A 12,372-nucleotide genomic window follows, 5' to 3' on the forward strand; every position below is an offset into this window, starting at 1 on the left:
GCACCGCTCCGGCCAGGCGCTGGCGGCGTTGCTGGAGCATCACGATGCGTTGCGTTTGCGGTTTCATCAGGTCAACGGCGTGTGGCATCAGGCGCAAGCCGAACAATGGAGCAGCGCCGAGGTGCTGTGGCAGCGTCAGGCGGCAAACGCCGATGAGCTGCTTGAACTGTGCAATGCCGCGCAAGCCAGCCTGAACCTGCAGGACGGCCCGCTGTTGCGTGCCTTGCTGGTGGACATGGGCGCCGCAGGCCAGCGCCTGCTGCTGGTTGTGCATCACCTAACGGTGGACGGCGTGTCCTGGCGTTTGCTGCTCGAAGACTTGCAAACCGCTTACGCTCAAGCACGTCAGGCCAAGCCGCTGCGCCTGCCGGCCAAGACCAGCGCCTATCAGGCCTGGGCCGCGCGTTTGCAACAGCATGCCCGCAGCCCGGAACTGGCGACGCAAGCCGCTTACTGGCAAGCCCAATACTATGAAGTCGCGCTGCAACTGCCCGCCGACAACCCCCACGGCAGCCTGGCCAGCCAGCATGCCGTGAGCGTGGAAACCGTGCTCGACAGCACCTTCACCCGCCAACTGCTGCAAGACGCTCCGGCGGCTTACCGCACCCAGGTCAACGACCTGTTGCTGACCGCTCTGGCGCGGGTGCTGGGCCAATGGACCGGCCAGTCGTCGACGCTGGTGAAGCTGGAAGGCCACGGCCGTGAAGACCTGTTCGACGACATCGACCTGACCCGCACCCTGGGCTGGTTCACCTCGATTTTCCCGGTGAAACTCACCCCGGCCGGCGATCTGGCCGGCAGCATCAAGGCCGTCAAGGAGCAGCTGCGCGCCGTGCCCGACAAAGGCATCGGCTTTGGCATCCTGCGTTATCTGGCCGACGCTGGCCTTGAGGATCTGCCGTCACCCCAAGTCACCTTCAACTACATGGGCCAGTTCGACGCCAGCTTCGACGAGCAGGCGCCGTGGCGTCCGGCCAGGGAAAGCGGTGGCGCCGAGCAGGGCGCGTCGGCCGGGCAGGACCTTGGCCTGAGCATCAACGGCCAGGTGTATGCCGGGCAACTGCGCCTGAGCTGGACCTTCAGCGGTGAAGTGTTCAAACCGCAGACCGTGCAACGCCTGGCCGATGCCTATGGGCTGGAGCTGCAACGGTTGATCGAACATTGCCTCAGTGGTACCGGTGGGTTGACCCCTAGTGATGTACCGCTGGTGAGCGTTGATCAGGCGCAACTGGATGCCTTGCCACTGGCGGCCAGCCAGATCGAAGACATCCTGCCGCTGTCGCCGATGCAGCAAGGCATGCTGTTCCACAGCCTGTTCGCCCCCGATGCCGGTGCCTACGTCCCGCAGATGCGCGTGGATGTGCAGGGGCTGGACGTCGAGGCGTTCCGCAATGCCTGGCAGCAGACGCTGGAGAACCATGAAGTGCTGCGCGCGGCGTTCTTCAGCGAGAGCAACGGCTCGCGGCCGCTGCAAGTGATCCTGGCCGACGCCATGCTGCCACTGACCGTGCTCGACTGGCGCGACCGGCCTGATCTGCCCCAGGCGCTGGAGCGTCTGGCCGAGGACGACCGCCTGCGCGGTTTCGAGCTGACGGCGGCACCGTTGCTGCGCCTGACCCTGGTGCAGACCGCTAGTGACAACCATCACCTGATCTTCACCCACCATCACATCCTGCTGGACGGCTGGAGCACTTCGCAGTTGTTTGGTGAAGTGCTGCAACGCTACTCCGGAATCATGCCTGCGCCGAGTGTTGGTGGTTATCGCGATTACATGACTTGGCTGGGTACTCGCGACCGCGCCGCGTGCGAAGCGTTCTGGCTGGAGCAATTACAGTCGTTCACCGAGCCGACGCGACTGGCCGGCGCCTTGCCGGGGCCGGTTGCGGGGCAGGGTGATGCTCATCGCACCCTGCACCTGAGCCTGGACCGCGCGGCCACCGAGCGTCTGAACGGGTTTGCCCGTCAGGCCCGCGTCACGCCCAACACCCTGCTGCAAGCGGCATGGCTGTTACTGTTGCAGCGCTACACCGGACAGCAAACGGTGGCGTTCGGCGCCACGGTGTCGGGGCGTCCTAGCGAGTTGCAAGGCATCGAGCAGCAGATCGGATTGTTCATCAACACCTTGCCGGTGATCGCCACACCGCACCCCGAGCGCACGGTCAGCCAATGGATCGATGAGGTCCAGGCGCTCAACCTCCGGTTGCGCGAAGTCGAATACACACCGCTGGCGGATGTGCAGCGCTGGGCCGGTCACGCCGGCGAGGCACTGTTCGACACCCTGCTGGTGTTCGAAAACTACCCGGTGGCGCAAGCGCTGGAGGAGGGCAACCGTAGCGCGTTGAAATTCTCCGGGATCAGTCATCACGACCAGACCAGTTTCCCGTTGGCCATTGCCGCCGAGTTGGGCGAATGCCTGGATTTGCGTTTCAACTACGACACGGCGCTGTTCAGCGCCGAGGCCATCGAAAGCCTGGGCGCGCGACTTGTGGCATTGCTCGATGCCATGGTGCGTGCGCCGCAACAGCCATTGGGGCGCTTGAGCCTGCTCGATGCCGCGCAAACCGCGCAGCAGGTCGAAGGCTTCAACCGCACCGCACAGACCTGGCCGGATGTGCGCCCGATCTACCAGTGCTTCGAAGCCCAGGTACTGAAAACCCCACAGGCCCCGGCACTGGTGTTTGCCGGCCAGACCCTCAGCTATTGCGAACTCAACCAACAGGCCAACCAGTTGGCGCACCACCTGCGCGGCCAGGGTGTCGGCGCCGAAGTGTTGGTGGGCATTGCCGCAGAGCGTTCGCTGGAACTGGTGATCGGTCTGCTGGCGATCATGAAGGCCGGTGGTGCCTACGTGCCGTTGGACCCGGATTACCCGCGCGAACGCCTGGAACACATGTTCGACGACAGCGGCGTACACCTGCTGCTGACCCAGCGTCATCTGCTTGCGCAGTTGCCGATTCCGCCCGCCACAACGGCGATTTGTCTCGATGACATGGCCGGTTTGCTGGACGGCCTGAGCAACGAAAACCTGCCCTGTGTGGTCGAGCTGCAATCGCTGGCCTACATGATCTACACCTCCGGCTCCACGGGGAAACCCAAGGGCGCGTCCAACCGTCACGATGCCTTGTACAACCGTCTGGCGTGGATGCAGGGCGCCTATCCGCTGGACGGACGCGATACCGTGTTGCAGAAAACCCCGTTCAGTTTCGACGTGTCGGTCTGGGAGTTCTTCTGGCCATTGATGACCGGCGCACGCCTGGCCGTGGCCGAACCGGGTGCCCATCGCGATCCGGCGCAACTGGTCAGCCTGATCGAGCAGTACCGGGTCAGCACCCTGCATTTCGTACCGTCGATGTTGCAGGCGTTTGTCCAGGGCGAAGGCTTCGAACGGTGCGCCAGCCTGCGCCAGATCCTGTGCAGCGGCGAAGCGTTGTCGGCGGATTTGCAGCACAGCCTGTTGCGCGTGCTGCCGAACGTTGGCCTGTACAACCTGTATGGCCCGACCGAAGCGGCCATCGACGTGACCCATTGGACCTGCGTCGACGATGGCGGCATCAGCGTGCCGATCGGCCGGCCGATTGCCAACCTGGTGACCTACATTCTCGACGACAGCCTGCAACCGCAAGTGGCGGGTTGCGTCGGTGAGCTGTACCTGGGCGGCATCGGCCTGGCTCGTGGTTATCACAACCGCCCGGACCTGACCGCCGAGCGCTTCGTCGCCAGCCCGTTTGGCGAGCAGGGTGAGCGCCTGTACCGCACCGGCGACCTGGCGCGTTACCGCGAAGACGGCGTGATCGAATACGTTGGGCGCATCGACCATCAAGTGAAGATCCGCGGCTTGCGCATCGAGCTGGGGGAAATCGAAGCCTGCCTGCTGGAGCATCCGTCGGTGCGCGAAGCGGTGGTGATCGCCCTCGATGTCGGCAAATCCAGACAGTTGGTGGCTTACGTCGTAGGTCATGCCGCCCTTGAGCCACTCAAGCAACACCTGCGCAACGCACTGCCCGAGCACATGCAGCCGAGTCATCTGTTGCTGCTCGATCAGTTGCCGGTGACGCCCAACGGCAAACTCGACCGCCGCGGGCTGCCACAACCGGACCAGCAAGTGCGCGAGTACGTGGCGCCGCGCAATGCCGTGGAATCGACGTTGCAAGGGGTGTGGCAGGCGTTGTTCGAAGTGCCGCAGGTGGGCATGCATGACAACTTCTTCGAACTGGGCGGCGATTCCATCGTCTCGATCCAGGCCGTCAGCCGGGCGCGCAAGGCCGGCTTGAGCATTTCGCCCAAGGACGTGTTCAGCCATCCGACCCTGGCCGAGCTGGCTACGGTGGCCCGGCCAGTCGTGGCGGATGAAGCCGTGCCGGCGTTGGTTGCACCGGCAGTGAACATCGAGCTGAGTGACGCGCAGTATCAAGCGCTGGAATTGACGGCGGACGAAGTCGAAGACGTCTATCCGCTGTCGCCGATGCAGCAGGGCATGCTGTTCCACTCGGTGCAGGACGGCGACTCGGGGCTGTACGTCAACCAGATCGAAGTGGGCGTGCGCGGCGTTAACGGTACGCGCTTCCGCGAAGCCTGGGCCGATGCCGCCCGCCGTCATGCAATTCTGCGCACCGCATTCCTCTGGGAAGGCGACAAGGAACCGCTGCAAGTGGTGCGGCGCGATGCGCCTTCGCTGCTGACCGAACTGGACTGGCGCGGGCTGGATGATCAGCCTGAGCGCGTCCGCCAACTGGCCCGGGAAGAGCGCGAACGCAGCTTCTCGCTGAACCGTGCACCCTTGCTGCGCCTGTTGCTGGTGCGTCTGGAGGACGATCGCTATCGCCTGATCTGGACCTACCACCACATCCTCATGGATGGCTGGAGTGTGTCGCGCCTGATCGGTGAAGTGCTGCGCCATTACCGTGGTGATGAACACGAGCCGGTGGCCGCCTATCGCGCCTACATCGACTGGCTCGGCCAGCAAGCCGCCGAGGCCAGCGAGGCGTTCTGGAAAAGTAAACTCAGTAACCTTGAAGGCGCCACGCATCTGGCCCGCGCCTTGCCGGTCAAGGCGCCGCAAGCGGGTTACCACGCGATCCATACGCACCTGAGTGCCGGCCAGACCGCAGGTTTGCAGGCCTTTGCCCAGCAACAGCAAGTGACGCTCAACACCTTGGTGCAAGCCGCGTGGCTGTTGCTGTTGCAGCGCTACACCGGCCAGCGCACGGTGACGTTCGGCGCCACCGTGTCCGGGCGTCCGGAAACCCTCAACGGCTCGGAGAACATGCTCGGGTTGTTCATCAACACCTTGCCGGTGGTCAACACAGTGCCGACCGACATGAACGTCGGTGACTGGTTGCGCGAGATCCAGGCCTATAACCTCGACATCCGCGACTTCCAGCAAACCCCGCTCAGCGATATCCAGCGCTGGGCCGGGCAGGGCGGGCAGTCGTTGTTCGACAGCATCATCGTGTTCGAAAACCAGCCGGTGGACCGTACCCTGCGCGAATGGAACGGCGACTCACTGCGCTTCGAAGACGTCAGCGACTTCGGCCTGACCAGCTTTGCCATGGACCTGATGGTCAGCCTCGACGAGGGGCTGCGGATCGAGTACATGCACCAGCGCGATCAGTTCGACCTGGCGACGGTCGAAACCCTGCGCAGCCACATGGAAAGCCTGATGCAGCGCCTGTGCGACAACGCCGGACGCGCCGTCGGTGAGCTGGGCCTGTTGACCCTGGACGAGGGCCGGGCGCTGGACGGCGAACTTCCGGTGGTGGCCGACGGTGACGAGACGCCGGTGCACGAGCTGATCCGTCAGCGTGCGCGCCGACAGCCGGATCACACGGCGCTGGTCCTGAGCCATGCCGACCGCGACGCCGAACATTTGAGCTACGCCGAGCTGGACCGGCGCTCCGATGCTTTGGCTGTGCATCTGCTGGAACAAGGCGTGCAGGCCGAAGACGTGATCGGCGTGTTCATGGAGCGTTCGCTGGAGCTGGTGGTGTCGCTGTTGGCAGTGATGAAATGCGCTGCCGCCTACGTGCCGCTGGACCCGCAATACCCGCAGGAACGCCTGCGCTACATGATGGCCGACAGCGACATGCGCTTGCTGCTGACCCAGGAACGGCTGCGCGATTCGGCGCAGCTTGATCCCGGCACGGCCATGGTCGCGGTGGACCGCCTGGATCTCGACATCGACGTGCCGACGCCGCAACGCACCGTGCACGCCGAGCAACTGGCCTACCTGATCTACACCTCCGGTTCGACCGGCAAACCGAAAAGCGTCGCCGTGGCCCACGGGCCGTTGAGCATGCACGTGCAAGCCATCGCCGAGCTGTACGAAATGGCCCCGGACAATCGCGAACTGCATTTCATGTCGTTCGCCTTCGATGGCGCCCATGAACGCTGGATCACCGCGCTGATCAGCGGCTCGACCCTGGTGATCCGCGACAACACGTTATGGACCGCCGAACAGACCCTGGCGGTGCTGCACCGCCAGCACATCAGCGTCGCCTGTTTCCCGCCGGCGTACCTGCTGCAACTGGCCGAGCACGCCGAATTGCAGGGCGGTGAGCCGCCACCGGTGCGCATCTATTGCTTCGGTGGCGATGCAGTGCCGGACGCGACGTTCGAACGGGTTAAACACAGCCTCAAGCCGCAATACCTGGTCAACGGCTACGGACCGACGGAAACCGTGGTCACGCCGCTGCTGTGGAAAATCGCCGCCGACGGCCATTGCCAGGCGATGTACGCGCCGATTGGCCAACGCGTCGGCAGCCGCAGCCTGCACGTGCTGGACATGGACCTCAACCCGCTGCCGGTGGGCATGGTCGGTGAGCTGTACATTGGCGGTCGGGGTGTCGCGCGCGGCTACCATCGTCACCCGTGGCAGTCTGCCGAGCGCTTCGTCGCCGATCCGTTCAGCACCGAGGGTGGACGCCTGTACCGTACCGGCGACCTGGTGCGCCGCCGTGAGGATGGCGTGTTCGATTACGTCGGACGTATCGACCATCAGGTCAAGGTGCGCGGCTTCCGCATCGAGTTGGGCGAAATCGAGGCGCGCTTGCGCGAGCAGGCCGGGGTCAACGATGCGCTGGTGGTGGTGCGTGACAACGGGCAGGGGCCGCAACTGCTGGGCTATGTGGTAGCGGCTGAGGACGAGGGGCTCGGCCCGCGTTGCCAGGCGGCATTGCGTGAGACCCTGCCCGACTACATGGTGCCAACCCAGATCGTGGTGCTGCCGCGTTTCCCGCTGACGCCCAACGGCAAGCTCGACCGCAAGGCCTTGCCTGATCCGGCCTACAGCGGCCGCGACTACGTGGCACCGCGTACGCCGCTGGAATGGGCGTTGGCGGACATCTGGCAACAGGTGCTGGGTATCGAGAAGGTCGGCATCACCGACAACTTCTTCGAGTTGGGTGGCGATTCGCTGCGCACCCTCAAGGTGATCTCGAAAGTGCGCGCCCTCAATGAACCTGGCTTTCAGCTCAAGCTGCGCGACATGATGGCCAGGCCGACGATTGCCGGGTTGTCCGGTGTCGATGAGCAGGCGCTGCGGCAGCGCCCGCAACCACTGTTGCTGCTCAATCAGCTGGTGGATGATCAGCCGCCGCTGTTCTGCCTGCACGCCGGTTTCGGCACGGTGTTCGACTACGAGCCATTGGCCAGGCGCCTGGAGGGCGAGCGCACGGTGTACGGCGTGCAATGCCGGATGCTGCTCGACCGGCAGTGGCACGACACCTCGCTTGCGCAGATGGCCGCCGACTACGTCGAGGCGATCCGCGCCCGACAACCTCAGGGGCCGTACCACGTGCTGGGCTGGTCGCTGGGCGGGGCCTTGGCGTTGCTGGTGAGCGACCTGCTCGAACAGCAAGGCCAGCGTGTGGCATTCGTCGGCCTGGTGGACAGTTTTGTACCGACCCAGGCCAATGCCGTCGCCAGCCCGGACGAGTGGCGTGTGGATCTGGCCGGGTTCCTCGGTGCAACGTTGGGCATGGATGGCGAGGTGATTGACCGGGCGTTGCGTCGCGAGTCGGCGGGCGACCACGACGCTGTGGCGCGGATCATTCGCGCGGTGATCGACAACGAAAGCGATCAGGCCAGCGGTTACGCGCTGCTTGGTGCCGATGAGCTGGCCCAGACGTTCATGGTCAGCACGCGCTTGAAGGCGCTGTCGCGGCAGGTTCGGACCTTGCCGATTCCGCAGGCCGAGCTGCATTGCTGGTGGGCCGAGGGCAACCCGACGGCCGAACGCGCGACCCTGGAGCGTCAGCAACCACGGCTGTGCAAGGTGCAAACGGTGTCAGCCGACCACTTCGACATCCTGCAACAGGACGAATGCCTGGACGCCGTGCTGGCGCTGCTTGGCCGGAAGGTGGTGCCGCAGTTCTAGGGCTTGCCCGCAACAAAAACAGGCTCGCCCTAATGAACGCTCCTTACGGTTCGTTTATTGGGCGAGCCTGTTTATTTTTGGAGACTACCGCCCATGGCACTGCACCCGGACATCGAAGGATTTCTAGAACTGGCCGAGTTCGGCCGCCTCAGCGGCAAAAGCCAACCCATGCATGAGCTGAGCCCGAGCGAAGCGCGGCAGCAATTCGAACAGACGTCGCAGTTGCTCGATGCGGCTCCGACGGGCGCGTTGACGGTGTCTGCGCTCAGCATTACGGCGCGGGACGGGCATGTGCTCAATGCGCGGCTGTACGCCAGACCGCAAGCGGACAACGAGCCGCGCCCGGTGTTGTTGTATTTCCATGGCGGCGGGTACGTGGTGGGCAGTCTCGATTCCCACGATACCCTCTGCCGGCGCCTGGCACTGGCAGGGGAATTTGCCCTGTTGTCGGCGGACTATCGCTTGGCACCTGAACACCGTTTTCCAACCGCTTACAACGATGCCGAAGACATCACGCGTTGGCTGGCCATTACCGGCGCCAAAGGGTTGGGTCTGGACGCGAGGCGGATCGCGCTGGCCGGGGACAGCGTCGGCGGCAGCCTGGTGGCATCGCTGTGTATCGCCATCGCCCAGGACCCATTGGGATGGCCGCTTGTACCACGTCTGCAAGTGTTGCTGTACCCGGTGATCGACGCGGTAAAAAAACGCCCGTCACTGCAGCGATTCGCCGAAGGCTATCTGCTGGAAGCCACCACGCTGGAATGGTTCTATCAACAATATCAGCGAAGCGAGGCCGACCGCAGCGACTGGCGTTTTTCACCGCTGTACGCCGAGCGTTTGCACAGTCTGACACCCACCGTCCTGTGGCTGGCCGAGTACGACCCGTTGCTTGATGAGGGCCTGGTCTGGGCCGAGAAACTGCGTACCACGGGGCAACCCTTGGTGCTGGATGTGAAATCCGGCATGACCCACGACTTTGCGCGCATGGGCGAAATGGTCCAGGAAGTGCCAGGAATGCTGGCGCAACTGGCGGCGCAGATCGGCGAGAGTCTGGCCTGAGTTATTCTGAGGGGATTGGCGGATGCCGATCAGTTAAATGCAATCCCTATGGGAGCGGGCTTGCTCGCGAAATCGGCAGCACATTCAACATTGATGTGTCTGACACACCGCTTTCGCGAGCAAGCCCGCTCCCACAGGTCTATCGGTGATCCGGAGATTGTGGTCAGGGCGGATCAAGCTGATCCAACGCCCGATTCACCGCCAGTTCCCCCAGCATGATCACCTGCGCAATCCCCAGCAGCGCATTGCGGCTTGTCCCCTGCAGATGATCCACCAGGTCGTTGGCCATGACATTGGCCGACGCCAGCGACTCACTGGCGTGCACCAGCAGGGTTTCGGTACTGAGTTCGGGATTGACGATGAACATCGTGCAGGGTGTGCGCGGGGTGGCCATGATGTGTGGGCCAGGGTTGATATGGTGGTCGGGGCTTTCGTGCGGGGAGGCCGGGTCGGAATCCGGCGGATTTGGCGTTACTTTGAACATAGGTGGATTTCCTAATGGGGCCACGACCATTTCGCTACTAAACGAAAGGGTGGCGGCTGTGCGCAAGTTAGTAGACCGGAGAACCCACCAAATCCGGCGCGTCCGAGGACGCCATGCGCACAGCCACCATTGAGTGCAGGCGAGCCTGACTAAATGACGCTTATGCAACCGAGAGTGGGGAGTGCGGGCTACTAAACCCGATCACTGACAATCAGTGACCCGAATCAAGTTACCGAGGCCCCCCAAGACGCACAAGCCGGCGGATTCTGGCGTACCTGTAGGCAACGACGCAAGGCGTTGTGGCTTTCACGAAGTAACCTGTAGGCCGTTTAAACAAACACTGCCGAGTGGCTTTTAACCCGCTGTTTTGCCTTGTCAGAGAGCGTTGAAATCCTCGAAATCGGCAGGAAGAATCCTACGAAAGTTTGCGGTTGGCCGTCGGAAGACCGGTGTTTACGATCTAACGCGCAATGAACAGCTGGACCGGCAGATGACACTTCACTTTGCCAGCGACGACAGTGATCCCGGAGATCAATGTGAGCACCGAGCTTTCCACCACCACCCCAAAGTTTGAGACTGACGAACATGCCGCCAGCTATGACTGCTGGTTCCGCTCCAAGGTGCAAGCTTCGCTTAAAGACCCGTACCCGAACGTCCCGCATGAACAGGTAATGGCTGATATGCGAGCTCTTCTCGAATCAAAGTCTAATGGGCACGATGGTGCTTGAGTTGTGATCACTGCGTGGTCCAACCGTCTTGCTATTACTTCTTCGACAGTTGGTTCAAAACTGCTAGATTCACCGCTCGATTGGCACGACAAGGAATGTTCGTTCATGAAATTTGGCTACCTGATCATCTACGTCAAGGATGTAGCGGCCTCTCTCAAGTTCTTCTCATCGGCCTTCGGGCTCAGCGTTCGGTTCATTCATGAGTCCGGCACCTATGGCGAACTGGCAACGGGCGAAACCGCGCTGGCATTCGCCGCCGATGAACTGGCCTCATCGAACTTCAGCACCGGTCATGTCCCGGCGCACTCATCCCTCAAACCGTTAGGCATCGAAGTCGGGCTGGTGACCGAGGATGTCCCCGCGGCCCATGCCAAAGCGATTCAAGCAGGCGCCAGCGAAATCGCTGCCCCGACTACCAAGCCCTGGGGGCAAACTGTGTCTTACGTTCGATGCCCTGACGGAACGCTGGTTGAGCTGTGCACACCGGTAAACGCTGGCGAGAGTGGGTCTTGAAAGCCGGGTGCGAAGCGGACCTCACAGACAAGTCTGGCAGTAACCTGCAAGTGGTCACCTCAACGGACCCATTGGCGATACTTGAAATCTCAGGGATTACGCCGCAAATCCGGGAGCTGGAAACGCAGGCCGTTGCCGAAGGCTTCAGGTTCCTCTCCCGGTTGATCGAGGAATGGGAAAGCGGTGCCAATCGATTCGATCAGCAGGGTGAGGGTCTTTTCGGGGCGTTCCGGAACGGGCGGCTGATTGCCTTGGGAGGTCTTTCATCAGACCCATTTGCCGAACCGGATGTAGGGCGATTACGGCGGGTCTACGTCGCGCGTGCATCAAGGGGCCAGAACGTGGGCAAAGCGTTGGTGCAGCACCTACTGGAATTGGCGTCTGAGCATTTCCGCGTTGTGCGACTGTCCACGGACACACCCGAGGGCGCTGCCTTTTACCTGCGCTGCGGGTTCCGGCCGATACAGGATGATTTTGCAACGCATATGAAGTCGTTGGTGGATGTCCCATAGAAAATGGGACATCGCTTTTGAAGTGCCTGACCTACTTTTTCGCCCGGTAACCGCTGTGTATGATCATTACGGCCCGATGCTGTCCGCCGCTCGGTCCCGCCGGGAAAGGTGAAAGCATCTCCTCCTTATTGATCAGCCGCTTTGAACCACGAAGATTCGCCGCCAGTATTAAGGATGGAAACGCTATGACCACGCAGAACACTTCGCTACAAGACATCGCCGCGCCAGAGGGCGTTTGCTATGGCTGCGGCAGCCAGAATCCGCACGGGCTGCACATCAAGAGCTTCTGGCATGAAGACGGGGTGCATGTCATGGCGGAGCATATGCCCGATGACAAGTATTGCGGCTGGCCGGATCTGGTTTACGGCGGTTTGATCGCGATGCTGGTGGATTGTCATTCCAACTGGGCGGCGATGGCTTATCACTACCGGGCAGAACAGCGCGAGGCAGGGAGTTTGCCCCACATCACCTGCGTCACCGGTAACCTGGGCATCAAGTTCATCAAGCCCACCCCGATGGGGGTACGCCTGACGCTGCGTGCAAAAGTCGAAGGCGATGTCGGGCGCAAAAGCCGGGTCATTTGCGAGGTCTTCGCCGGGGATGTCCTGACCGCTGTCGGGGATTCCGTTTTTGTCCGCGTCGATACCGAGCAACTCAGGGTCGCCGCGCAAGCAGAAAACAAAACCGGGCCACTGTAGGAGC

7 protein-coding genes are annotated in these 12,372 nt (G+C 62.6%); 6 read left to right on the forward strand and 1 reads right to left on the reverse strand.

The window, feature by feature from the left end; all coding sequences use genetic code 11:
• On the forward strand, window positions 1–8,374 hold an 8,374-nt coding region (locus PMI31_RS25055; RefSeq protein ID WP_008022058.1), incomplete at its 5' end, for a non-ribosomal peptide synthetase.
• 93 nt (window positions 8,375–8,467) lie between these two features.
• Window positions 8,468–9,433 (forward strand): alpha/beta hydrolase, encoded by a 966-nt coding sequence (locus tag PMI31_RS25060; protein ID WP_008022060.1) that lies wholly within the window; start codon window positions 8,468–8,470, stop codon window positions 9,431–9,433.
• Window positions 9,434–9,596: 163 nt separating this feature from the next.
• Here the strand turns inward: PMI31_RS25060 and PMI31_RS25065 are convergent, their stop codons facing one another.
• On the reverse strand, window positions 9,597–9,917 hold the full coding sequence (locus tag PMI31_RS25065) for a DUF6124 family protein (RefSeq protein WP_008022064.1): 321 nt from the start codon (window positions 9,915–9,917) through the stop codon (window positions 9,597–9,599).
• Window positions 9,918–10,453: 536 nt separating this feature from the next.
• Between PMI31_RS25065 and relB the strand changes: the two genes are divergently transcribed.
• From relB to PMI31_RS25080, 4 genes are all read left to right on the forward strand, one after another.
• Window positions 10,454–10,645: a type II toxin-antitoxin system RelB family antitoxin gene (gene relB / locus PMI31_RS31500; RefSeq protein WP_081500353.1), complete on the forward strand. Its 192-nt coding sequence runs from the start codon at window positions 10,454–10,456 to the stop codon at window positions 10,643–10,645.
• Window positions 10,646–10,750: 105 nt separating this feature from the next.
• Window positions 10,751–11,158 (forward strand): VOC family protein, encoded by a 408-nt coding sequence (locus PMI31_RS25070; RefSeq protein WP_008022067.1) that lies wholly within the window; start codon window positions 10,751–10,753, stop codon window positions 11,156–11,158.
• Between the two features lie 50 nt (window positions 11,159–11,208).
• Window positions 11,209–11,670, forward strand: a complete 462-nt coding sequence (locus PMI31_RS25075; RefSeq protein ID WP_043302644.1) for a GNAT family N-acetyltransferase — start codon at window positions 11,209–11,211, stop codon at window positions 11,668–11,670.
• Between the two features lie 185 nt (window positions 11,671–11,855).
• Window positions 11,856–12,368, forward strand: coding sequence for a PaaI family thioesterase (locus PMI31_RS25080; protein WP_008022071.1), 513 nt, complete (start codon window positions 11,856–11,858; stop codon window positions 12,366–12,368).
• Window positions 12,369–12,372: the final 4 nt, after the last annotated feature.

Source organism: Pseudomonas sp. GM55 (genome assembly GCF_000282395.1).
Classification (GTDB): Bacteria; Pseudomonadota; Gammaproteobacteria; order Pseudomonadales; family Pseudomonadaceae; genus Aquipseudomonas; species Aquipseudomonas fluorescens_CC.